The sequence below is a fragment of the Phreatobacter sp. AB_2022a genome (genome assembly GCF_026847585.1).
Lineage (GTDB): Bacteria > Pseudomonadota > Alphaproteobacteria > Rhizobiales > Phreatobacteraceae > Phreatobacter.
The window spans coordinates 13,152-36,546 of the sequence record NZ_JAPSET010000033.1 but is presented as its reverse complement, the minus strand read 5'-3'; the positions used below and the strand labels follow the sequence as shown (position 1 = coordinate 36,546).

The 23,395-nt window shown below is 68.5% G+C and carries 23 protein-coding genes and 1 tRNA gene; 8 read left to right on the top strand and 16 right to left on the bottom strand.

Translation table 11 applies throughout. The annotated features are described in order from the left end of the window. The first annotated feature begins 34 nt into the window (after positions 1-34). Positions 35-1,165 carry an LVIVD repeat-containing protein gene (locus tag OZ671_RS21770; protein WP_268862659.1) on the top strand — a complete coding sequence of 377 codons (1,131 nt, stop codon included), beginning with the start codon at positions 35-37 and terminating at the stop codon, positions 1,163-1,165. A gap of 30 nt (positions 1,166-1,195) precedes the next feature. Here the strand turns inward: OZ671_RS21770 and OZ671_RS21765 are convergent, their stop codons facing one another. After that, positions 1,196-1,861 (bottom strand): GntR family transcriptional regulator, encoded by a 666-nt coding sequence (locus OZ671_RS21765; protein ID WP_268862658.1) that lies wholly within the window; start codon positions 1,859-1,861, stop codon positions 1,196-1,198. A gap of 110 nt (positions 1,862-1,971) precedes the next feature. Between OZ671_RS21765 and OZ671_RS21760 the strand changes: the two genes are divergently transcribed. The 5 genes from OZ671_RS21760 to OZ671_RS21740 all read left to right on the top strand — a co-directional run bounded on the left by OZ671_RS21760 (position 1,972) and on the right by OZ671_RS21740 (position 7,856). Then, positions 1,972-2,757, top strand: a complete 786-nt coding sequence (locus OZ671_RS21760; protein WP_268862657.1) for a helix-turn-helix transcriptional regulator — start codon at positions 1,972-1,974, stop codon at positions 2,755-2,757. 379 nt (positions 2,758-3,136) lie between these two features. Beyond that, positions 3,137-4,453, top strand: coding sequence for a fumarylacetoacetase (gene fahA, locus OZ671_RS21755; protein ID WP_268862656.1), 1,317 nt, complete (start codon positions 3,137-3,139; stop codon positions 4,451-4,453). Between the two features lie 123 nt (positions 4,454-4,576). Further along, complete coding sequence (locus OZ671_RS21750) at positions 4,577-5,350, top strand: SDR family NAD(P)-dependent oxidoreductase (RefSeq protein WP_268862655.1); 774 nt, start codon at positions 4,577-4,579, stop codon at positions 5,348-5,350. A gap of 88 nt (positions 5,351-5,438) precedes the next feature. Then, entirely contained in the window at positions 5,439-6,788 is a 1,350-nt protein-coding gene (gene hmgA, locus OZ671_RS21745; RefSeq protein WP_268862654.1) for a homogentisate 1,2-dioxygenase, read from the top strand. Positions 6,789-6,890: 102 nt separating this feature from the next. Next, positions 6,891-7,856 (top strand): Bug family tripartite tricarboxylate transporter substrate binding protein, encoded by a 966-nt coding sequence (locus tag OZ671_RS21740; RefSeq protein WP_268862653.1) that lies wholly within the window; start codon positions 6,891-6,893, stop codon positions 7,854-7,856. Positions 7,857-8,061: 205 nt separating this feature from the next. On the opposite strand, the gene OZ671_RS21735 is transcribed toward OZ671_RS21740, so the two are convergent. Continuing rightward, positions 8,062-8,137, bottom strand: a tRNA-Ala gene (locus OZ671_RS21735). A gap of 348 nt (positions 8,138-8,485) precedes the next feature. Between OZ671_RS21735 and OZ671_RS21730 the strand changes: the two genes are divergently transcribed. Beyond that, positions 8,486-9,577, top strand: coding sequence for a DUF2336 domain-containing protein (locus OZ671_RS21730; RefSeq protein ID WP_268862652.1), 1,092 nt, complete (start codon positions 8,486-8,488; stop codon positions 9,575-9,577). Positions 9,578-9,692: 115 nt separating this feature from the next. Here the strand turns inward: OZ671_RS21730 and OZ671_RS21725 are convergent, their stop codons facing one another. From OZ671_RS21725 to OZ671_RS21670, 12 genes are all read right to left on the bottom strand, one after another. Next, complete coding sequence (locus OZ671_RS21725; protein ID WP_038305306.1) at positions 9,693-9,935, bottom strand: DUF1150 family protein; 243 nt, start codon at positions 9,933-9,935, stop codon at positions 9,693-9,695. Between the two features lie 32 nt (positions 9,936-9,967). Further along, on the bottom strand, positions 9,968-10,396 hold the full coding sequence (locus OZ671_RS21720; protein ID WP_038305307.1) for an Hsp20 family protein: 429 nt from the start codon (positions 10,394-10,396) through the stop codon (positions 9,968-9,970). Positions 10,397-10,608: 212 nt separating this feature from the next. Continuing rightward, positions 10,609-11,682: a sn-glycerol-3-phosphate import ATP-binding protein UgpC gene (locus tag OZ671_RS21715; protein WP_268862651.1), complete on the bottom strand. Its 1,074-nt coding sequence runs from the start codon at positions 11,680-11,682 to the stop codon at positions 10,609-10,611. Positions 11,683-11,797: 115 nt separating this feature from the next. Beyond that, positions 11,798-12,646, bottom strand: a complete 849-nt coding sequence (gene ugpE / locus OZ671_RS21710) for a sn-glycerol-3-phosphate ABC transporter permease UgpE (protein WP_268862650.1) — start codon at positions 12,644-12,646, stop codon at positions 11,798-11,800. Continuing rightward, positions 12,646-13,527: a sn-glycerol-3-phosphate ABC transporter permease UgpA gene (ugpA, locus tag OZ671_RS21705; protein ID WP_268862649.1), complete on the bottom strand. Its 882-nt coding sequence runs from the start codon at positions 13,525-13,527 to the stop codon at positions 12,646-12,648. The genes ugpE and ugpA overlap by 1 nt, the downstream gene beginning before the upstream one ends. A gap of 57 nt (positions 13,528-13,584) precedes the next feature. Continuing rightward, entirely contained in the window at positions 13,585-14,904 is a 1,320-nt protein-coding gene (gene ugpB, locus OZ671_RS21700) for a sn-glycerol-3-phosphate ABC transporter substrate-binding protein UgpB (protein WP_038305312.1), read from the bottom strand. Positions 14,905-15,104: 200 nt separating this feature from the next. Continuing rightward, on the bottom strand, positions 15,105-16,250 hold the full coding sequence (locus OZ671_RS21695) for an MFS transporter (RefSeq protein ID WP_268862648.1): 1,146 nt from the start codon (positions 16,248-16,250) through the stop codon (positions 15,105-15,107). Positions 16,251-16,292: 42 nt separating this feature from the next. Continuing rightward, positions 16,293-16,769: a 23S rRNA (pseudouridine(1915)-N(3))-methyltransferase RlmH gene (gene rlmH, locus OZ671_RS21690; protein WP_268862647.1), complete on the bottom strand. Its 477-nt coding sequence runs from the start codon at positions 16,767-16,769 to the stop codon at positions 16,293-16,295. A 48-nt stretch (positions 16,770-16,817) separates the two neighbouring features. Then, a complete protein-coding gene (gene rsfS / locus OZ671_RS32100) occupies positions 16,818-17,369 on the bottom strand; it encodes a ribosome silencing factor (RefSeq protein WP_442957114.1) in 552 nt (183 codons plus the stop codon). 119 nt (positions 17,370-17,488) lie between these two features. Further along, positions 17,489-18,136 (bottom strand): class I SAM-dependent methyltransferase, encoded by a 648-nt coding sequence (locus tag OZ671_RS21680; protein WP_268862646.1) that lies wholly within the window; start codon positions 18,134-18,136, stop codon positions 17,489-17,491. Positions 18,137-18,202: 66 nt separating this feature from the next. After that, on the bottom strand, positions 18,203-18,685 hold the full coding sequence (gene secB / locus OZ671_RS21675; RefSeq protein ID WP_038305318.1) for a protein-export chaperone SecB: 483 nt from the start codon (positions 18,683-18,685) through the stop codon (positions 18,203-18,205). 120 nt (positions 18,686-18,805) lie between these two features. After that, the gene (locus tag OZ671_RS21670; RefSeq protein WP_268862645.1) at positions 18,806-19,288 is read right to left on the bottom strand and encodes an FxsA family protein; all 483 of its coding nucleotides are present in this window, start codon (positions 19,286-19,288) and stop codon (positions 18,806-18,808) included. Between the two features lie 206 nt (positions 19,289-19,494). On the opposite strand from OZ671_RS21670, the gene OZ671_RS21665 reads away from it, so the two are divergent. After that, a complete protein-coding gene (locus OZ671_RS21665) occupies positions 19,495-21,357 on the top strand; it encodes an extracellular solute-binding protein (protein WP_268862644.1) in 1,863 nt (620 codons plus the stop codon). 17 nt (positions 21,358-21,374) lie between these two features. On the opposite strand, the gene OZ671_RS21660 is transcribed toward OZ671_RS21665, so the two are convergent. Both OZ671_RS21660 and OZ671_RS21655 read right to left on the bottom strand, forming a co-directional pair. Next, positions 21,375-22,346 (bottom strand): threonine dehydratase, encoded by a 972-nt coding sequence (locus OZ671_RS21660; protein WP_268862691.1) that lies wholly within the window; start codon positions 22,344-22,346, stop codon positions 21,375-21,377. A gap of 14 nt (positions 22,347-22,360) precedes the next feature. After that, on the bottom strand, positions 22,361-23,275 hold the full coding sequence (locus OZ671_RS21655; protein ID WP_268862643.1) for a hydroxymethylglutaryl-CoA lyase: 915 nt from the start codon (positions 23,273-23,275) through the stop codon (positions 22,361-22,363). Positions 23,276-23,395: the final 120 nt, after the last annotated feature.

Genomic DNA, 23,395 nt, shown 5'->3' with positions numbered 1-23,395 from the left:
CTCGCCACCCACCATCTGCCAGCGGAGCAAAACATTGGCCATCTGCAAAGGCGTGCGCGAGATCGCGCATCTCGACTGCCCCGGCGGCGGCCAGATCGTCGTCGACGGATCCATCGGCTATATCGGTCATATGCGCGCGCCGAGCGGCACCTCGATCATCGATCTGAGCGACCCGGCCCGTCCGCGGAAGATCGGCCATCTGACGGTGCCGAAGGGGCTGCATTCGCACAAGGTGCAGGCGGCCAACGGCATCATGCTGGTCAATCACGAGATCGTCTCGCGCGAGACTGCGGCGGCCGAGGGACTGCGCGGCGGCCTCGGCATCTACGATGTCAGCAAGCCGCAGCATCCGAAGGAGATCACGCGCTGGCAGTGCGACGGCACCGGCGTGCACCGCTTCACCTTCGACGGGCGCTACGCCTTCATCTCACCTGAGATCGAAGGTTATGTCGGCAATATCGTCATGATCCTCGACCTCGCCGATCCGGCGCGGCCGCGCGAGGTCGGCCGCTGGTGGATGCCGGGCCAATGGACCGCCGGCGGCGAAGTGCCGTCATGGCCGGGCCGCCAGCACCGCTGCCATCACGCGATCCGCAGCGGCGACCGGCTCTATGTCAGCTACTGGCATGGCGGCGGCGTCATCCTCGACATCAGCGACATGAGCCGCCCGCGCCAGATTGCCGGGTTCGACTGGAGCCCGCCCTTTCCCTGGCCGACGCATTCCATCGTGCCGGTGCCCTTCGCCATCAACGGCCGGCGCTACCTGCTGGCCGCGGACGAGGACGTGAACCCGCTCGATGCCGACATGGCTCCGGAACTTGCCGCGTTCATCTGGATTCTCGACGCCACCGACGAGACGCGCCCGGTGCCGGTGGCGACCTTCCAGGTCGAGGGAGTCCACGGCAGGCGCAATCCGGAGATGACCGGCTGCCATCAGCCCGTCGAAATCATCCGCGGCACCGAGGTGCCCGTGGCCTGGTTCGCGCAAGGTCTCCGATTCGTGGATTTTTCAGATCCCATGCGCCCCTGTGAGACGGCGCACTACATTCCGGATCCAGCCGCTGGCGAGAGCCGCGTCTCCAGCAACGATGTGTTCATGGACGAACGGGGACTGGTCTATCTGATCGATCGCGTCGCGGGCCTGTCGATCGTCGAGCGCACCTGACCGACCTCCGCCGCGCCGGCCCGGCCGGTCTCAGCGGCGGCGGATGATGCGGGTCGTCCGTTCGATGTGGGCCCGCATTCGCGCCTCGGCGGCGGCGGGGTCCTTCGCGGCCAGAGCTTCGAGGACCAGGGCATGATCGGCATTGCCCTGCGCCATCTGCTCGGCCGACGACATCCGGACGACGTCGCCGTTGAAATAGAACAGGCCGGTCGCGTCGATCGCATCGGTGAGTTTCGGGTTGCGGGCGGCCGTGATGACAGCGTCATGGAACGCGCGGTTCGTGCGCACGCGCGCCTTCTCGTCCTCGGGATCAAGCGTCAGCCGCTCGGCATGAATGGCGGCGAGCAGGGCAATGTCCTCAGGCGTCGCCCTGAGCGCGGCGAGCCCGGCGGCGCGGCCCTCCAGCGCCGACCTGACCTCCGCATTCATCGTGACGTCCTCGAGAGAGAATTCCCGCACCGACCAGCCGCGCTTGCGCGGCACGATCAGGCCGGCGGCGGACAGTTTCTGCATGCTCTCGCGCACCGGCGTCCGGCTCACCTGCAGGCGCTCGGCGATATCCGCCTCGATCAGGGGTTCATTCGGCCGCAGCTCGCCTGTCACGATCGCCTGCCGCAGCCGGGCGAAGACCTCCTGCGAGCGCCGTTGCGGGGGAAAGGGGCCGCCTGCGGCGGGCTCTGTCCGTTGCAAGCGCATGAAACTCCCCGTCGATTGACAGCCACCTAACACGCATGCGAGTTTGCATGCAAATAAGAATGCGATCGGAGCCGGCGCGGCGCCGGCACCTGCGGGGCGGGAGGATGCCGATGCAGATCCACGATGTCGGCCGGTTCGGCACAGGCAGCCGCGCGCCGCAGGCCCTCCTCGCGCAGCTCATCGGTCGGATCGGGCGCGACGAATTCGGGCCCGGCCTGCTCGACCTCTCGCGAAGCGCCGTTGGGGCGGATCATGTGACGGCCTTCGCAACGACGGCCGGCGGCGGCCTTCGGACGATCGTCGCCGAGAACGGCGGCCCGCGAAATGTCGCCCGTACGGTCGCCGGCCGCTATGTGCAGCACCACTGGCGCGGCGATCCCGTGGCGCGCCTGTTGTCCGCCCGCGCCGATCGGGATCGCAGGATCATCGTCGACATCCATGCCGACGATGTCGAGCAAGGCGACTATCGCCGCGAATGCTATGCGGCCATCCACCTCGACCACAGGCTTTCCGTCGCGGAGAGCCGCGATGGCCGCACGATGCGTCTCAACTTCTATAGGGGACGCGGCGCGGATTTCCGTGACGAGGACATCGGCTGCCTCGGCGGCATGGCGGACATGCTGCTGGCCATGCTGTGGCGCCACGATGAGGCGATGGCCGTTCATCCGACCGACGATGTCGAGGCGCGCTTCAATGCGCGCCTCGCGAGGCTGGAGCCGGCCTTGAGCGAACGCGAACGGCAGGTCTGCGCGCTGATCGGCCTCGGCGTGACCTCGGAAGGCATCGGCCTGCGTCTCGACATCGGCCTGAACACGGTGCTGACCTATCGCAAGCGCGCCTATGCGCGGCTCGGCATCAGCTCGCAGAACGAGCTCATGCGACGGCTGCTGAGCTAGCCATCCGGGCCGGCCGAGCCGACGATGTCGCCGCAGCTCGGCACGCGGCACCGCCGGCGCGCGCCCGAGGGACATGCGGTGAGGGCCTCGGCCGCCGGGGTCAGCGCGCCTCACCGGGAAATCGTCACGCGGCACGTCGGGCCGTCGCGAGAATGCCTCGGCCTGCCGCGATCGTTCATGGCCGTCCCTTCCCCGCAATCGTCCTTCCCCCGCTCCTCGATGGCCTCTCCGGCGGCGCGACGGCGGATAGCGGATCCAACGCTGCCACGGCGATGCGGGAGAGTCTGTCCCCGGAGGCTGTGACAGTCGCCGGACCGGCGGCGTGCCACATTCGGGCCGGCGCCGCTTGTCGCCTTCCTTCGCATGCCCGGGGTCTTCGGTGTCCGACAGCCAGATCGACGAAACACACGCACCCGACCGTCGCAGCTGGATCGGCTCGGCGAACGACCCGCTCACCGACTTTCCGATCCAGAACCTGCCCTTCGGCGTGTTTCGCCGGAGAGGCAGCGGCGCCTCCGGCCGCATCGGGGTGGCGATCGGCGACCGCATCCTCGACCTTGCCGGACTGGCCGACCGGCTGGCGGGCGAGGCCGACGCGGCGCTGCTGGCAGCGCCCTCGCTCGCCCCGCTGATGGGCCGGGAGCCGCGGCTCTGGCGCGCCCTGCGCAAGGCTCTGGTGCGAGCGCTGGAAGCGGGCTCGCCGCAGCAAGGCGCCGTTGAGCCACATCTCGTCGCCATGAGCGAGGCGGACATGCTGCTGCCGGTGCGCCCCGGCGGCTTCGTCGACTTCTTCGCCTCCCTCCAGCACGCCACCAATGCCGGCCGCCTGTTCCGGCCGACGGCGCCCCTCCTGCCGAACTACAAATATGTTCCCATCGGCTATAACGGCCGGGCCTCGACGATCGGGATCGACGGCGCCGAGATCCGCCGTCCCAATGGCCAGCGCCTGCTGCCGGGCGGGAGCGAGCCGGCCTTTGGCCCGAGCCTGCGCCTCGACTACGAAATGGAGCTCGGCATCTTTCTCGGCGGCGCCAGCGCGACCGGAGAACCGGTGCCCATTGGCGGTGCCTGGCGCCACGTTTTCGGCTTCTGCCTGCTGAACGACTGGTCGGCCCGCGATATCCAGGCATGGGAATATCAGCCGCTCGGGCCGTTCCTCGGCAAGAGCTTCGCGACGACGATCTCGCCCTGGATCGTGACGGCGGAGGCGCTGGCGCCATTCCGGACGGCCGCCTGCGCGCGGTCCGACGGCGATCCCGCCCCGCTCCCCTATCTCGCCGATCCCCGCGACCAGCGGGCCGGCGGCGTGGACATCGCGGTTTCCGCCTGGTTGCGGACAGCCGCTATGACGGCGGCCGGAATGCCGGCTCTCCGGCTCGGCACCGCCTCGTCGGCCGGCCTCTACTGGACCCCGGCGCAGATGGTCGCGCATCAGACCAGCAACGGTTGCAATCTGGAAGCCGGCGACCTCTACGGAACCGGAACCATTTCCGGCGACGGCGCCACGGCGCTCGGCAGCCTCCTGGAGATCACCCGCGGCGGCAGCGCCCCGTTCGCCCTGCCCGATGGAACCAGCCGCACCTTTCTCGAGGACGGCGACGAACTGTCGATGACCGCCCGCTGCGACCGGCCCGGCTTCGTCCCGATCGGCTTTGGCGCCTGCCGCGGCACGGTCCTGCCGGCTCCCGCCGGCTGAGCGGGAAGGACGCCGCTCCTGTCGCCGTTGCTTGGGACAGACGGATCGGTGCCGGGAGCGCTAGGATGACCACGACGAGGGCGCCGGCCATGCCGGCTCCCGGACTTCACGGGAGCGGATGCAATGAGCAATGTGCGGCAGGGCGGACTGGGCGAATATGCTCTGGCCGGGCGCGTGGCGATCGTCACCGGTGGCAGCAGCGGCATCGGCGCCGCGACCGTCCAGCGGCTGGCAGAAGCCGGCGCGACCCTCGTTGTCGGCTACAATAGCGGAGCGGACCGCGCCAAGGCGCTGATCGCCGGTCTTCCGGGCGAGGGCCACCTCGCGCTCAACATCCCGATGGAGGACAGCGTGGCGATCGCCGCCGCCGCCGAGGCGGTCAGGTGCGCCTTCGGCAAGGCCGATGTGCTGGTCAATTCGGCCGGCGTCACGCGCGCCGTGCCCCATGCCGATCTCGACGGTCTTGACGATGCGACCTTCGACCGGATCCTCCTGACCAACGTACGCGGGCCGTTCGCGACCATCCGGGCCTTCGCGCCGCTGCTGCGCGCAAGCGGCGATTCCGTCGTCGTGAACGTTTCCTCGCTCTCCGGCTCGACCGGCCTCGGCAGCTCGATCGCCTATTGCGCCTCGAAGGGAGCGCTCGACACGATGAGCCTGTCGCTCGCACGCGTGCTGGCGCCCGAGACGCGCGTCATCTCCGTGGCGCCGGCAGCGGTCGCCACCGATTTCGTCCCCGGCCGCGGCCGTGAGGGCATCGAGAAACAGGCGGCGTCCACGCCGCTCAGGACGGTAGCCGAGCCCGACGACGTCGCCCTCGCCATCGTCTCGGCCGTTTCGCACCTGCGGCTGACCACCGGCAGCGCGATCGTCGTCGACGGCGGCCGGCATCTGTGAATTCCAGGTCCTTGTCTCGATGCGTTTTCTGCCCGCGAACCGGTACCCGCTTCGCTCGAAAGCGCCATAGCGGCTCGGGAGGCTGCCCATGAACACCCACGCCACGACCGCCTGCAGCGAGGCCGTGCTGTCGCCGCGCGACGGATCGATCGCCTATATGACCGGCTTCGAGAACTCGTTTGCGACCGAGGCCGTTGCCGGGGCCCTGCCGATCATGCGCAACTCGCCGCAGAAGGCGCCGCAGGGGCTTTATGCGGAGCAGCTTTCCGGCTCGGCCTTCACGGCCCCGCGGCATGCGAACAAGCGGACCTGGTTCTACCGGATCAGACCCTCGGTGAAGCACGGCCGCGGCTTTCGGCAGGTCGACCACGGCCTGATCAGGACGGCGCCCTGTCGCGACGAAAGCACGCTGCCGATCGCGCAGATGCGCTGGCATCCCGTGCCGATCCCATCGGAGCCCTCGACCTTCCTCTCGGGCCTCAGGACGATCTGCACGGGCGGCGACGTCCACATGCAGGCCGGCATGGCGAGCCATGTCTATGTCGCCAACCGCTCCATGGGCGACGACTATCTCTACAATGCCGATGGCGAGATGCTGCTGGTGCCGCAGGAGAACATGATCCGCGTCTTCACCGAATGCGGCATTCTCGACGCGGCGCCGGGTGAGGTCGTGATCGTGCCGAAAGGCATGAAGTTCAAGGTCGACCTGCCAAACGGCCCGGCCCGCGGCTATGTCTGCGAAAACTACGGCTCCTACCTGACGCTGCCCGAGCGCGGGCCGATCGGCGCCAACTGCCTCGCCAATCCGCGCGATTTCCTCAGTCCCGTCGCAGCCTACGAGGAGAAGGAGACGCCCTGCCGGCTGTTCGTGAAATCGCTCGGCAAGCTCTACGTGACCGATCTGCCGCAATCGCCGCTCGACGTGGTCGCCTGGCACGGCAATTTCGCTCCGGTGAAATACGATCTCAGACGCTTCTCGCCGGTCGGCTCGATCCTGTTCGACCATCCCGATCCGTCGATCTACACGGTGCTGACCTCGGCCTCGGACACGCCCGGGACAGCCAATGTCGATTTCGTCATCTTCCCCGAACGCTGGATCGTGATGGAGAACTCGTTCCGGCCGCCCTGGTACCACATGAACGTGATGAGCGAATTCATGGGCCTGATCTACGGCGTCTATGACGCCAAGCCCGGCGGTTTCGTGCCCGGCGGCATGAGCCTGCACAATGCGCTGCTCGCCCATGGGCCCGACGCCGAAGCCTTCGAGAAGGCTTCCAACAAGCCGCTGCATCCCGAAAAGCTCTCCGGCACCATGGCCTTCATGTTCGAAACGCGATTTCCGCTCAGCCCGACTGCCTACGCGTCCAGCCTCGACCTGATGGACGGCAGCTATCCGGACTGCTGGGATACGATCGACCGGCAGTTCGCGCCGGCCTGACCCGGCCGGCAGAGCGGGCCAGAATCCACGGCGCGCCGACCGCACCGAAGCTAGGGATGCCGAAGAGCATCCGCGACAACAGAAGACATCCAAGGAGCCCTCATGCCGACCCGCCGCCTGGCCGTCGCCGCCATTCTCTCATCAGGCTTCCTCGCCAGGTCCGCCCTGGCGCAGGACTGGCCGAGCCGCCCCGTCATCCTCGTCCACGGCTTCGGCGCAGGCGGCAATGCCGATTCCATTTCCCGCGTGATGGCCAATGCGCTCTCGGGCGAGCTCGGTCAGCAGGTCGTGGTCGAGGCCAAGCCGGGCGCGGGCGGCAATCTGGCGTCGGAGCACGTGGCGCGGGCCCAGCCGGACGGCCATACCATCATCCTCCTGACCGGCGGGCATGCCGTTTCGGCGGCGCTCTACAAGAGCCTCCGCTTCAAGCCCGTCGACGATTTCGCCTTCGCCTCGCTGGTCGCGACCTTTCCCTTCGTCATCGCGACGCGCGCCGAGAGCCCGCTGAAGTCGGTCGCCGACGTCATCGAGGCCGCCCGCAAGGATCCCGGCAAGCTCACCTTCTCCTCGGTCGGCTTCGGTTCGACCCAGCATCTCACGGGCGAGCTCTTCGCCGGCACGGCGGGCATCAAGCTGACCCATGTCCCCTATCGCGGCGGCATGCAGCCGCTCTCCGACCTGATCTCGGGACGGATCGATCTCGTCGTCGACACGATCACCGTGACCGGCGCGGCCATTCGGGCCGGCACGATCCGCGGCCTCGGCATCACCAGCCCGCAGGCCTGGCCGGCCCTGCCCGACGTGCCGCCGATCGCCAATGTGCTTCCCGGCTTCCAGGTGCCGTCCTGGATCGGCATCGCCGCGCCGGCGGCAACGCCCGGCCCCGTCGTCGCCAGGCTCAACGCGGCCATCGGCAAGAGCCTCCAGTCCGATCAGGTGAAGGAACAGCTCGGCTTCCTCGGCGTGAAACCGGAAGCGTCGACGCCGGACGGCATGAAGACCTTCGTCGCCGGCGAGATCGCGCGCTGGCAGAGCGTCGTTGACAAGGCCGGTCTCGAGCGGATCTGAGGACACCGCGCGGCGCGCGGAGAGCGCGGCGCTGCCACGCCGATGGGCGAAGAGATCGCCGCGCCCTGCGCGGCGGTCGCCGTGCGCTCCGCCGGAAGGATTCACCAGTCACGATCGCGGCCGGCAAGGCCGCGGCGAGGCAACAGCGTCGCCTGCGGCAAAAGCCGAACGATCGCACTGCCGGTCAGTATGCGGTGTGGAGATTTGGTGGAGCCAGGCGGGATCGAACCGCCGACCTCTTGAATGCCATTCAAGCGCTCTCCCAGCTGAGCTATGGCCCCACGCCGACCTTGCGGGCGGTAAGATGGATCTTGGGGTATCCATCCGTCAGACCCTCCTTTTCGGGAGGATCCGGCAGCGCTTGCCGGTGCGGCTCGCGTTGCGGAGCGCGTGTCTCGCACATTTCCTCCCCGGCATCAAGCGCCTTGAGCGGTTATTTTACGGGCCTGTGACATGTCCACCGGAATTGCCGCGCCGGCCGTTCCCGAAAGCCCGCCCGGCGGCCCGAAAAGCGGCGCGGCGCATGATTCCGGCGGGTGTCATCAGCTGGGGAAACCTCTTCTTAATGGCCGGTTCTTAAGCTCGGCCGGCTTCCTGCAATATCGCGCTGATCACGGATCGGAGTGTCGATGGCAGCCGCCGGGACAATCATCGACGAGCTCGAACAGGCCATGGGCCGCGGCCCGAGCGGCCGGCAGGCCGAAACCCTGCGCAAGGTGACCGAGCTGTTTCTGGCCGACGCCGCGCGCTACACCGAGACGCAGGTCTCGCTGTTCGACAATGTCATCCTGCGCCTGTCGCAGGCGATGGAAACCGCGGTGAGGCGCGAGCTCGCCGAGCGGCTCGCACCGATCGACAATGCCCCGCCCAGCGTCCTGCGCAGCCTTGCGCGTGACGAGGCGATCGACGTCGCCCGGCCCGTGCTGCGCCAATCCGCGCGGCTCGACGACGCCTTCCTCGCCGATGTCGCGGAGACCGCCAGCCAGGCGCATATGGAGGCGATCGCCTCGCGGAGCCGGATTTCCGAAACCGTGACGGACGTGCTGGTGCGGCGCGGCAACGACCGCGTCGCGCTGGTCGTCGCCGCCAATGATGGCGCGGCCTTTTCCTCGTCGGGCTATGACAGGCTGGTCGCCCGCGCGCGCGACGACGACGTGCTGGCCGAATGTGTCGGGCTGCGCAAGGATGTGCCGGCGCACCTGTTCCGGAGCATTCTCGACAGCGCCACCGACGCGGTGCAGAAGCGGCTCCTGTCCTCGATCGCGGCGCGCCACCGCGCCGAGGTGCGCACAGCGCTCGCCGGCATTGCCGGCCGCATCGCCACCGCCACCGGCACCGAACGGGCCGATCGCGACAAGGTTCTGGCCGAGGTGACGGCGCTGCACCGCCGACGCGCGCTGGGCGAAGCCGAGATGAGAACCTATGCCGAGACGGGCCGTTTCGAGGAAACGATCTGCGCGCTCTCGGTGCTCTGCCGGGTGCCGCCCGACATGGTCGAGCGCCTGTTTCTCGGCGAGCGGCCGGATCCGGTGCTGATCCTGGCGCGCGCGGCGGCCCTGTCCTGGGCGACGCTTCAGCCGATGCTGAAACTGCGCCTCAACGGCCCGATGGCGCCGGCGGCGGCCGAACAGGCCCGGGAAAGCTACGACAAGCTGACCGCCAGCACTGCCCAGCGCGTGCTGCGCTTCTGGCAGGTGCGCGGCCAGACCGCCGGCAGCTGACGGCAGCGGCCCGGAGGCCGGTGCGTCGGGGCGGAGCGGAACGGCACGGGTCGCGGGAAAACCGACGGATCACCGGCAATGAGCCGCCGGCACGCCTGGCGGCGCGGTGCGGCCGTCAGTGCAGACTGACGGTCTCCAGCTCGTTCTGCAGGGCCCCGGCAACCGCCTCTTCGCGGCGGTCGGTGACCAGGATCGGCGAACCGTCGGCCGAGATCAGGGCGAAGAGATCGAGACCGGGCGGCAGCGGCGGCGCCTCGGGGAACACCCGGGCGATGTCGTCGGAGCTGATCGCCTTGACATAGGCGACCTTGGCAAGGCCGAGCCGGGCCAGGACTTCGGGGGAAATGAAGGTATTCATCGTCAAACCTCCTCCATAGGCAGGTTCAAGGCTCAGTCGTGAGCCGCGATATCGATGCGCCGCACGATCCGTTCCGGCTCCGGGCGGGCAAGATCGATCGAGAGCAACCCGTTCTTCAGATCTGCTCCCATGACTTCCATGCCATCGGCCAGCACGAAGACGCGCTGGAACTGGCGTGCCGCGATCCCGCGATGGATGAAGGTGCGGCCCTCGCCGTCGTCCTGCTGACGACCGCGAATGGTCAGCTGGCTTTCTTCCACCGTGACGTCGAGCTGCTCCCGGGTGAACCCGGCGACCGCCAGCGTGATGCGCAGGCGGTCCGGCGCGCCGTTCTCACCGGCGATCCGCTCGATATTGTAGGGCGGATAGCCGTCGGCGGCCTTGGTGACCCGATCGAGCACCCGCTCGAGCTGGTCGAAGCCGAGCAGGAACGGCGACGAAAGGGACGGCACACGCGACATGGTCGAGGTCCTCGACTGAGCGACATCGGCCGGGCCCCGAAGGCGCCCAGCGCCGCGGAACACTCCGCGACCTCCCGAATATGGAGGGTGGGCCATGCCGGTTCAAGGCTGAGCGCGAGTGGCGCGTAGGGCATGTCGGCTCGTCGCTTGGAGCGGGCACACCTGCAGTGCACCCGGCAACGTGTGCATCCCCGCTCGCTATTCGCCACCCGCTATCCCAGCCGCCGGCCGCTCTCGACGTCGAACAGATGGACGTGGTCCGGCGTCGCCGATACCGACACCTGCGTGCCCGGGCTCAGCAGGGCCTTGCCGGGCAGGCGGGCGATGACTTCGGGGCCATCGCCGCCGAGCGGGCCGTAAACGAAGGTCTCGGCGCCGACGGCCTCGACCGCCGCCACCGGGAAGCTCAGCCCGACCGCGCCTTCCGCCGGCAGCCCCGCGGTGACCGCCAGATGTTCCGGGCGAATGCCGAGCAGCGCGCCGCCGACCGGCACGGCAAGCCCCTTGCCGCCGGTCAAGCCCGCAAGCTCCGGCCCTTCGGCGCCGCGGCCGACCTTGATGAGGTTCATCGGCGGCGCGCCGATGAAGCTTGCCACGAAGGTGGTCGCCGGCCGCTCGTAGAGCTCGAGCGGGCTGCCGGCCTGCTCGACCTCGCCGCGGTTCATCACGACGAGAATGTCGGCGAGCGTCATCGCCTCCAGCTGGTCATGCGTCACATAGACCGAGGTGACCCCCAGCGCGCGCTGCAGCTTCTTGATCTCGACGCGCATCTGCATGCGCAGCTTGGCGTCGAGGTTGGACAGCGGCTCGTCGAACAAGAAGGCCTTGGGCTTGCGCACGATGGCCCGGCCCATGGCGACGCGCTGGCGCTGGCCGCCGGAAAGCGCCCGCGGCTTGCGCTCCAGGAAGGGCGTGATCTCCAGGATGCGGGCAGCCTCGCGCACCCGCTTGTCGATCTCGTCCCTGGGCGTGCCGCGGTTGCGCAGGCCATAGGCCATGTTGTCGTAGACGCTCATATGCGGATAGAGCGCATAGTTCTGGAACACCATGGCGATGTCGCGCTCGGCCGGCTCCAGGTCGTTGCAGACCGCGCCGCCGATGGCGATCGTGCCGCCGGTAATGGTCTCCAGCCCGGCAATCATGCGCAGCAGGGTCGACTTGCCGCAGCCCGACGGCCCGACCAGCACGCAGAAGGCGCCGGTCGGCACCTTGATGTCGACCCCCTTCACGGCCTCGACGCCACCGGCATAGACCTTGCGGACCTTGTCGAGAACAACCTCGCTCATGGCCTCATCCCTGTTTGAGCGAGTAGCGAATGGCGGACGGCAATAGGGTGTGCTGCGCACAGGCGGGCATCGGCCGCTCCCCACTCGCCATTCGGCATCCGCTATTCGCCATCCCCTATTTCTCAGTCTCGACGAGGCCCTTCACGAAGAGCTTCTGCATGACGATCACGACCAGCACCGGCGGCAGCATGGCGAGCACCGCGGTCGCCATCGCGAGCTGCCACTCGGTCAGCGCGTCCTGCGTGACGATCATCTTCTTGATGCCGATCACGATGGTCTGCATGTCGTCGCGCGTGGTGATCAGCAGCGGCCAGAGATACTGGTTCCAGCCATAGATGAACTGGATCACGAACATGGCCGCGATCGAGGTGACCGACAGCGGCAGCAGCGTGTCCTTGAAGAACTGCATGGCGCTGGCGCCGTCGATCTTGGATGCCTCGACCAGCTCGTCCGGCACGGTCATGAAGAACTGGCGGAACAGGAGCGTCGCGGTCGCCGAGGCGATCAGCGGAATGGTGAGGCCGGCATAGGTGTCGAGCAGGCCGAGATCGGCGACGATCTTGTAGGTCGGATAGATGCGCACCTCGACCGGCAGCATCAGCGTCATGAAGATCACCCAGAAGGCGGTCTTGCGGAACGGGAAGCGGAAATAGACGACCGCAAAGGCCGAGATGATCGAGATCATGATCTTGCCGACGGCGATGATCAGCGCCATGGCAAGGCTGTTCAGCATCATGCCGCCGACCGGCGCGCGGGTCGACGAGGCGGTGCCGACGAAGATCGTCCGGTAGTAGTTCTCGAGGAAATGCGGGCCGGGCCTGAGCGGCATCTGGCCGTTGGCGATGGTGGAGGCGTCCCAGGTCGAGGCGACGAAGGCGAGATAGACCGGGAAGGCGACGATCATGATCCCGACGATGAGGATCAGGTGCGGCAGAAAGTCGAAAATGCTCCTGCGCTCGACCATCAGTACTGGACCTTGCGCTCGATGTAGCGGAACTGGATGGCGGTCAGGCCGATGACGATGATCATCAGGATCACCGACTGGGCGGCCGAGCCGCCGAGGTCGCCGCCGAGACGCCCGTCGGAATAGACCTTGTAGACGAGGGTCTCGGTGCCCTTGGCCGGCCCGCCGCCGGTGGTGGCGTCAATGATGCCGAAGGTGTCGAAGAAGACGTAGACGACATTGACCACCAGCAGGAAGAAGGTGGTCGGCGACAGCAGCGGGAAGATGATGGTCCAGAACCGGCGCATCGGCCGGGCGCCGTCGATCGCCGCCGCTTCGATGACGCTTTTCGGGATCGACTGCAGGCCGGCGAGGAAGAACAGGAAGTTGTAGCTGATCTGCTTCCAGGTCGCCGCCATCACCACGAGCGTCATGGCGTGGCTCTGATTGAGCAGCGGGTTCCAGTCGAAGCCGAGCGAGCGCAGCGACTGCGCGATGAGGCCGAGGGATGGCTGGAACATGAACAGCCAGAGGACGCCGGCAATGGCGGGCGCCACCGCATAGGGCCACATCAGCAGCGCCTTGTAGGCACCGGTGCCGCGGATCTGCTTGTCGGCCTGGATCGCGAGGTAGAGCGACAGGGACAGCGAGAGAAAGGCCACCAGCGCCGAGAAGACGGCCGTGGTGGCGATCGACTTGTAATATTCCGGCTTCGAGAACAGGTCGCGGTAGTTCTCGAACCAGACGAACTCGGTGGACAGGCCGAAGGCATCCTGGATCAGGAAGGACTGCCAGACGGCCTGGGCGGCGGGCCAATAGAAAAAGATCAAGGTGACCGCGAGCTGCGGCATGAGCAGCATGTAGGGCAGCACCTTGCCGTCGAAAACGACCCGCTTGTCCATGGTCCCCCCGGGAGGTGCCGGAGCGGGCAGCTAAGCCCGCCCCGGCTCATCGAGCGATCAGCGCGATACGGTGCGCTCGAACTGGCGCAGCATGGTGTTGCCGCGGGCGACCGCCGCGTCGAGCGCAGCCTGGGCCGGCTTCTGGCCGGCAAGCGCCGCCTCGACCTCCTCGGCCCAGACGTCGCGCAGCTGAACCATGTTGCCGAGCCGGATGCCGCGCGAATTCTCGGTAGGCGGCTTGTTGGTCAGTTCGAGCAGCGGCGTCTCCAAATAGGGGTTCTGGGTGTAGAAGCCGGACGCCTTGACCTGGGCATAGGCGGCGCGCGTGATCGGGATATAGCCGGAATCGGTGTGCAGCTTGGCCTGGCGATTGACGTCCGAGAGGAAGGTGAAGAAGCGCGCGACGCCACGATATTCGGCCGCCGGCTTGCCGCCCATCACCCAGAGCGAGGCGCCGCCCAGCGTCGAGTTCTGCGGCGCGCCCTGGACGTCGGGATAATAGGGCATCGGCGCGTTGCCCCATTCGAACTTCGCGTTGGCGCGCACATTGCCGTAGAAGCCCGAGGAGGTCAGCATGATCGGGCATTCGCCCGAGGTGAACCGGCCCTCGCCCGTATTGGTGCGGCCGGAATAGCTGAAGGTGTTGTCGCGCTGCAGGTCGATCAGGTTCTGCAGGTGGCGGACATGCAGCGGCGAGTTGAAGCGCAGCTCGGTGTCGAAACCGTCGATGCCGTTGGCGCGGGTGGCGAGCGGCACGTTATGCCACAGCGAGAACTGCTCGATGTTCAGCCAGGTGATCCAGGCCGAGGAGAAACCGCACTTGTCGTAGCCGGCGGCACGCAGCTTCTTCGCCGCCTCGAAAACCTCCGGCCAGGTGCGCGGCGGCTGGTCCGGATTGAGGCCGGCGCGGCGGAACGCGTCCTTGTTGTACCACATGACCGAGGACGAGGAGTTGAACGGGAAGGACAACATCTCGCCGCGCGAGGTGGAATAGTAGCCGGCGACGGCAGGCAGGTAAGAGGCCGGGTCGAACGGCTCGTTCGCCTCCTGCATCATCTGGTAGACCGGCTTGATGGCGCCGCGGGCGGCCATCATGGTCGCCGTGCCGACCTCGAAGACCTGCAGGATGTGAGGCGCATTGCCGGCCCGGAAGGCGGCGATGCCGGCGTTCATGGTGTCGGGATAGGACCCTTTGTAGGTCGGAACGACGCGGTATTCGCGCTGCGAAGCGTTGAACTCCTCGGCGAGCTTGACCACCACCTCGTTGTTGGCGCCGGTCATCGCGTGCCACCACTGGATCTCGACCTGGGCCGAGGCGGGGCTGGATACGAGCGCCGCGGCAGCGGCCGCCGCCAGCATGAAACGGCGATTCAACATCAATCATCCTCCCAAAGGCGCGGTTCGACGCCGGTACGGCTTCGGGCGTCAGCAACCCGCGCCGTTCTTGGGTCCGCCGAACGACGGACGGATGACACTCTAATGAAGCTTGTGTGACAGGGCAAAGGGCGGCGCGGCGGATTTCCCCGATTAAGCAAGGACCTGGCAGGTGTCACCTTCCCTGCAAGGGAAGCCTTGCGTCAGGCCGCCGCGACCCGCGCGCTGAGGCCCACGAGGACAAGCGACAGGGCGACGAGCGCGAAGGCGGCGGCCAGGCTCGACGCCGCCGCGACGAAGCCGATGAGGGCAGGGCCGGCGAGGATGCCGGCATAACCGACGGTGGTCACCGCGGCGACCGCCAGCGGCGCCGGCATGGCGGTCTGGCGGCCGAGCACCGAATAGAGCACCGGCACGATGTTGGCGGCGCCGAGCCCGACCATGGCAAAGCCGGCGAGGGCGGCACCGGGCGCCGCGACGAGGACGGCGAGCGCAAGCCCTGAGGCGGCGACGGCAGCGCCTGTCAGCATCACCGCCGGCCCGCCGAGGCGGGCGACGACCCGATCGCCGCTGAGCCGACCGATGGTCATGGCGAGCGCGAAGGCGGCATAGCCGAGTCCGGCCCGGCTCGGATCGACACCCCGTGCGCCGGTCAGGAACACCGCGCTCCAGTCGAGCATGGCGCCCTCGGCCAGGAACACCGCGAAGCAGAGGACCGCGATCAGCACGATCCGCCCGTGCGGCAGGGCGAAGAGCGGCGCGCCGGCACCGCCGCCACGCGCGATCAGGCCGCGGGCGAAGCCGGCCAGCAGAAGAACATTGACCGCCGCGGCGACGAGGACGGCCGCGAGCGGCGTCGCGCCGAGCCAGAGCAGCGTGCTGACACCGCCCGCGCCGGCCATGCCACCGATGCTGAAGAAGCCGTGGAAGCCGGACATCATCGGCCGCCCGCCGGCCCGCTCGACCATCACCGCCTGAATGTTGACGGCGACGTCGATGGCGCCGATGCCGGCGCCGAACAGCAGCAGGGCGATGGCGAGCACGGCAAAGCCGCTGCCGGTCGCCAGCACCGGCAGCGCCACCGAGACGGCAAGTGCCGCCGCGACGACCACGGTCCGGCAGCCGATGCGCTGGGCGAGCGCGCCGGCCAGCGGCATGGCCACCAGCGACCCGGCCCCGAGGCAGAGCAGGAGCACGCCGAGCGCGCCGTCGTCGAGGCCCGCGCGCGCCTTGGCATAGGGCACCAGCGGGGCCCAGGCGGCCATGGCGAAACCGGCGAGGAAGAAGGCGGCCAGCGTCGCGCCGCGGGCGAGCGGCGGCAAGAGGATCACGTCGCTGCGATGGAGCATGCGGCTCGACAAGGGACCGGCCTCGGATACGGGCCTGCCGGTTCAGGCGCGGTGATAGGGGTGACCTGAGAGGATGGTCATCGCCCGGTAGAGCTGCTCGAGCGCCATGACCCGGACGAGCTGATGCGGCCAGGTCATGGTGCCGAAGGACAGGACGAGATCGGCTTCGGCGCGCAGCTCCGGATCGAGCCCGTCCGGCCCGCCGATGACGACGGTCGCCGCGTCCTCGCCCGCATCCTTCCAGGCGCCGAGCCGCCCGGCGAAAGCCTCGCTCGCCAGCGCCTTGCCGCGCTCGTCGAGGAGGATCAGGCGGCCGGCGCGCTTCGCCCTGATGGCGGCGGCCTCCTCGGCCTTGCGCTGGCGCGCATCGCCGGCGCGGCTTTCATCGGTGACGATCAGGTCGAGGCCGCGAAATCCGAGCGCCCTGCCGGCCTTGACGGCCCGGTCCTGATAGCGCTCGGCAAGCTCGGTTTCCGGGCCGGCCTTCATCCGCCCGACGGCCAGGAGGATCAGCCGCATGGCAATTCCGGCCCCACGGCCTTTTGGAAGGACATGGCCCTTGCCGGTTCAGCCGGCCAGGCGATCCGGCGGGCGGGCCGCCGACCACATCTTTTCCAGGTTGTAGAAGGCGCGCACTTCCGGGCGGAAGATGTGGACGATGACGTCGCCGGCATCCACCAGCACCCAGTCGCAGGCGGGAACGCCCTCGACGCGGATCTGGCCGACGCCCGCATCCTTCAGGGCCTGCACCAGGTAATCGGCGATGGCGCCGACATGGCGGTGCGAACGGCCCGACGACACCACCATGGCATCCGCGATGGTCGTCTTGCCTTTCAGGTCGATCGTCTGGATTTCCTCGGCCTTGTTGTCTTCAAGGGTGTCGAGGACGATTTTCAGGACCTCGGCCGCGGCAGGGCTCGCCGCGGGAGTCCCGGTAAGCGGCGCAGTCTTCGCCGGTCCCGGCAGGTGGGTGGTGGACAGTGGTCCGATCCTCTCTGCTTCGCGCCATGACGGCGCACAAACCTCATAATACGCGAAAATATGGCAACTCGACAACGTGAGCGCACCAGATTGCCCGAAATCGGCTGCCGGACCCCCCTTGCAGATCGGCCGGCCCACATGCCGGAGCCGAAGCTTCGGCCGAACTCAAGGGCTTAGCCGCGATCGCCGGATGCCGCGGCCGGTGCGGCCGACGGGCCCGCGCGGCGGCACGAAGCAGGCCCGCCCGGCCCTCGCGCTCAGCCGACAACCCGCCAGACGCCGGTACGCTTGATCTCCAGGTCCTCCAGCGCGCGCGTCACCGGAACCTGATATTCGGCAAGCTTTTCGAGGCGCCCGCGCGGCAGGTAGGTGCGGCCGGGATCGCCGAGGAGCACGGTCCGGCCGGCCGCGGCGAGTGGCCCGAGCCAGCCGAGCATGGCTTCGGTCATGTCGCGCTGGTAGCAGATGTCGCCGGCCAGGATCACCTCCCAGCCCGCATCCGTGCCGGTCGGATCCGCGGTCTCGGCCGTGACCGCAACGCCGTTCGCGGCGGCATTGAGCCTCACCGCAACCTCGGCGAAGGCATCGATATCGACCGCCGTGACCCGCGCGGCGCCGGCCTTGGCGGCGGCGATGGCGACAAGCCCGGAGCCGGTGGCGACGTCGAGAACGGTGCGGCCGGCGACGAGGCCGGGCTGATCCAGCACATAGCGCGCCAGCGCCTGCCCGCCGGCCCAGGCAAAGGCCCAGAACGGCGGATCGAGACCGATGGCGCCGAGCTCGTCCTCGGTCTTCTGCCAGAGCTCGGTCGCCTCGTCGGCGAGATGAAGCGAGATCTCCGGGGCGTGCGGCACGGCGAGGAGGCGGGTATTGGCGCGGATGAAGGCGGAGCGATCTGCAATCATGCCTGACCTCAAAGCAGAAAAGCCGGGCGGCGGCCCGGCTTTTCCTCGCGGGCTGCCGCCCGGATCTTACTGGGTGAGCGCCGGTCCGCCCTGGCCCTGCGGATTTTCGGCCATGCGCTGGCGATAGAGCGCGGCGAAATCGACGGGGTCGAGATAGAGCGGCGGGAAGCCGCCGTCGCGGGTCGAATTGGCGATGATCTGGCGCGCGAAGGGGAACAGGAGGCGCGGGCACTCGATCAGCACGATCGGATGGACGGCCTCGGCCGGCACGCCGGCAATGCGGAAGATGCCGCCATAGACCAGCTCGAACTTGAACAGGATCAGGTCCTTGGTGCGCGCATCGCCGTCGATGGTCAGCTCGATCTGGAACTCCGTCTCGCTCATCGGATTGGCGTTGACGTTGATCTGGATGTTGATCGCCGGCTGCTCCTGCTGCGGCATCAGCGAGCGCGGAGCGTTCGGATTCTCGAACGAGAGGTCCTTGATGTATTGCGCCAGCACGTTGAGCTGGGGCACGGCTTCCGCTTCGTTGCCGCCATTCGGGGTCATCGGCTCAGTCTCCGTTCAGGCCGCGAGGGCGGCAGGATCTGGATGGGGATTCACGAGGTGATGGGCGCGCTCGCTAGCACGCGCGGCCCCGGCCGCGCAAGAACGGCAGGGCGAGAGGCTTCAGCGGCCGTCGATGCGGCGCGGCCCGGGATGCTGCTGGCCGGGATGGCCCGGCTGGCCGGCATTGGTGTCGTCATGCCAGTCGCGCGGGTCGAGATCGACGACGCCGGGCTGCGCCGGCGCATGGCGCCGGGCCGGTTCCGCCCGATGGCCGAACAGCAGCGCGCGGAAGGCCGGCAGGAGCAGGAGGATCGCGATCATGTCGGTGACGAAGCCGGGAATGGCGAGCAGCAGGCCGGCAAAGGCGGTCAGCATGCCGCTGCGCGCCGCCTGGGCATTGAGCAGGACGACGCGGCCGACCGCCATCTGCGTGAACAGCAGCTTCGCGCCGCCCTTCAGGATCGCGACGCCGAGGAACGAGGTGGCGACCACCGCGACCAGCGCAGCCAGAAAGCCGATATGCTCCGCCACCCACCAGAAGGCGGCGAATTCGACGAAGGGCAGGGCAATGAGTGCCAGGACCAGCCAGCGCAAGCGGATCATCAAAACTCCTCTGGGCCATAGCTGTGGTGCCGAGCCATCAGAATCAAGCGTCGTACCGTCGCACCGGAGCGCCTGGCGGCAGGAATCCAGGCCAGCCGGCAGCGGAAGTGTCGCGTTCGTCGGGACCGCCGAGCCGACACACGCGTTCCGGATTATGCGATGATCGCGACCGCTGCCGCCGGGACCGACAGGAGATTGCCATAGCCATGGCCGCCATTGCCCGCCTTCTTGCCGCCTTCGCCATCCTCTTCGCCGCCGGGCCCGGCGCGGGCCCCCGCGCCGCCGCGGCGGCCGACACGCCGCGCTGGCGCCACGGCCTGTCGCTGGTCGGGCAGCTGCGCTACGGCCCGGATTTCCGCCACACGGCCTATGTCAATCCGCAGGCGCCCAAGGGCGGCCTCGTCAGGCTGTCGATCGAAGGCACGTTCGACAGCTTCAACCCGATCCTGCCGCGCGGCGCGACCGCGCCGATCGCCGGCCTCCTCTACATGCCGCTGTTCGAGGATTCGCTCGACGAGATCTCGACCGCCTATGGCGCGGTTGCCGAGGCGGTGCGCCACCCGGACGACTTCTCGTCCGTCACCTATCGGCTCAATCCCAACGCCCGCTGGCACGACGGCCGCCCGATCACCCCGGACGACGTGATCTGGACCATGGAGCAGGTCAAGAAGCACGACCCGCGCATGGCCTTCTATTACCGCAACGTCGTCAAGGTCGAGCAGTCGGGCGAACGCGAGGTCACCTTCACCTTCGACGGTCCCGGCAACCGGGAAAAACCCCAGATCGTCGGCCAGCTGCCGATCCTGCCGCGCCACTGGTGGGAAGGCCGCGACGCGCAGGGGCGCCAGCGCGACATTGGCCAGACGACGCTGGAGCCGCCGCTCGGCTCCGGCCCCTATCGCATCAGGAGCTTCGAGGCCGGGCGCAACGTGGTGCTGGAACGGGTCTCCGACTGGTGGGCGAAGGACCTGCCGATCTATGTCGGCCTGCACAATTTCGACGAGCTGCGCTTCGAGGTCTATCGCGACGACACGGTCGAGCTCGAAGCGTTCAAGGCGGACCAAGTCGACTTCCGCGTCGAAAGTTCCGCGCGCGCCTGGGCGACGGCTTACGACTTTCCGGCCGCCCGCGACGGGCGCGTCCTGCTGGAAGCCTTCACGGACCGGTCGCCGGCCGGCATGCAGGCGGTGATCCTCAATCTCAGGCTGCCGAAATTCGCCGATGTCAGGGTTCGCCGGGCACTGAACCTGATGTTCGACTTCGAAACCATGAATGCCAACCTGATGTTCGGCGCCTACCGCCGCACGGCGAGCTATTTCGAGGATACCGAGCTCGCCGCGCGCGGCCTGCCCGGCCCCGAGGAGCTCGCCATTCTCGAAACGGTGCGGGACAAGGTGCCCCCGGAGGTCTTCACCACGCCCTATGCCAATCCGGTGGGCGGCAGCCCCGACGCGCAGCGGGCGAACCTGCGCGCGGCGCTCGCGCTGATGCGCGAGGCCGGCTACGAGGTGCGCGACCGGCGCATGGTCAATGTCCGCACGGGCGAGCCCTTCCGCATCGAGCTTCTGCTCAACAGCCCGACCTTCGAGCGCCATGCGCTCGCCTACAGGACCGCGCTCGAACGGCTCGGCATCGAGCTCACCCCGCGCACCGTCGACACCGCCCAGTATATCAACCGGCTGAACGACCGGCGCTTCGATGCCATTGTCGGCACCTACCCGCAGACGCTGTCGCCCGGCAACGAGCAGCGCGACTTCTTCGGCTCGGAAGCCGCCGACCGCCCGGGCTCCTTCAACCGCGCGGGGATCAAGGATCCGGCGGTCGACCAGCTGATCCAGCGGGTCATCTATGCCAAGGATCGTGCCGAGCTGGTCGCCGCGACCCGGGCGCTCGACCGCGTGCTGCTCGCCAACAGCTACATGATCCCGACCTGGTTTTCCGGGCAGATCCGCACCGCCCGCTGGAACCGCTACGGCCGGCCGCAAACCATGCCGGAATATGGCGGCGCCGCCTTCCCCGCCATCTGGTGGTGGGATCCGGCGCTGGCGCAACGCGCCGGGCCGCGGTGACCGCCGGGGCGGCGCGCTCAGCCAGGAGCGGGAGTCGCGCCGCCGAGCACCGCGTGCATGAGCGGCCGGTCGATGTTCTGCCCGGAAAGAATCACGGCCGCCTTGGCGCCCGCAAGGCGCGCGGCCTCGCCGGCAAGGGCCGCCAGTGCCACTGCACCGGCCCCTTCCGCGGCATTGTGGGTGTCGGACCAGTAGACCCTGATCGCCTCGGCGATGGCGTCCTCGGTGACCGTCACGATCCGCTCGGCACCGGCGCGAATGATCGCCAGCGCCTCGGCGGAAGGAATGCGCACCGCCGTGCCGTCGGCGAAGGTCGCGAGACGGTTGACCGGCACGACCTCGCCAGCGGCGAAGGACAGCGCATAGGCATCGGCGTTTTTCGGCACGACGCCAACGATGCGGGTCCTGAGACCGAGCAGGTCACGCGCCGCGATCAGCCCGCAAATGCCCGAGCCGAGCCCGACCGGCGCGTAGAGCACGTCGATATCGGGATGGGCGGTGAACAGCTCCAGCGCATAGGTCGCCACCCCCAGCACCAGGTCGCGGTGGAACGAGGGCACGAATTCGTAGCCGCGCTCGGCCGCGATCTCGGCGGCCCGCTCGCGCGCCTCGTCGAAATCGCGGCCATGCTCGATCAGCTCGGCGCCGAAGGCGCGCATCGCCGCGTTCTTCTCGACCGAATTGCCATGCGGCACGACGATCGCCAGCGGCAGGCCGGCATGGCCCGCCGCGAAGGCGAGGCTCTGGCCGTGATTGCCGCGGGTGGCCGAGACGATGCCGCGCACCGCCGGACGCTCCCGCTTCAGCCGGTCGAGATAGACGATGCCGCCACGCACCTTGAAGGCGCCGATCGGCGTATGGTTCTCGTGCTTGACCACCACGGTGAGGCCATAGCGGCGCTCCAGCAGCGGCCAGGCATAGGCCGGCGTCGGCGGCATCACGGCATGGACGAGCCGCTGGGCGGCGTCGAGTTCGGCACGGGAGAACAGGGCCACGGCGCGGCTCACCCGTTCAAGGCCTTCGCCGGGAACACGCCGGCGCGGTTGAGCGCGGAAGGCACCGGCTTGCCGAGCACGCCGGACAGCCAATGGGCGGTGTCGATCAGCCGGTCGATCGCAAGCCCGGTCCTTATGCCCATCCGGTCGAAGGCGTAGACGAGGTCTTCGGTCGCGACGTTGCCGGTGGCGGCCGGCGCGAAGGGGCAGCCGCCGACCCCGCCGATCGAGGCGTCGAGATAGTCGACGCCGGCGGCGACCGCCGCGACGGCATTGGCGATGCCGGTATTGCGCGTATCGTGGAAGTGGCAGCGCAGCTTGACGGTCTTCGACAGGGCGCGCGCCCGGCCGAGCAGGTCGGTGACCTGGCTCGGCACGCCGCAGCCGATCGTATCGGCGAAACCGATTTCGTAAGGATCGAGCCGCAGCACGGCCTCGAAGACCGCCATGACCTGGTCGGGCGGTACCTCGCCGTCGAACGGGCAGCCGAACGAGGTGGTGATCGAAATGGCGAGGGGCTTGCCCGCCTGCCTGACGAGACGGGCGACGTCGGCCGCGCCCGCCACCAGTTCGGCGGCGGTGGCATTCTGGTTGCGCCGGGCGAACCCGTCGCTCGCCGAGCAGACATAGTTGATCTGGTTGCAGCCGGCGGCGAGCGCCCGTTCGGCGCCGCGCACATTGAGGGCGAGGCCGATCAGCGTCTTCTCGCCATGGCGCGGCAGGATGCCGGCCATCACCGCCTCGGCATCGGCCATGCGCGGCACCAGCTTCGGATTGACGAAGCTCGTCACCTCCACCTTGCGGCAGCCGGCGGCGAAGGCCCTGTCGATCAGGGCGATCTTGTCGGCCGTCGAGACCTCGACCTTCTCGTTCTGCAAGCCGTCGCGCGGCGCGACTTCGATGATCTCGACCGATGCGGACATGACCTTCTCCCGTTTGCGTCATTGTCGGGGAAGGCCGCGGCCCGAGGCAAGGTGCAGGTCCCGCGAAACGGCGACCGGCGCCCATGCCGCCAGCGCAAGGCAATGCCACAGGAGACAGCG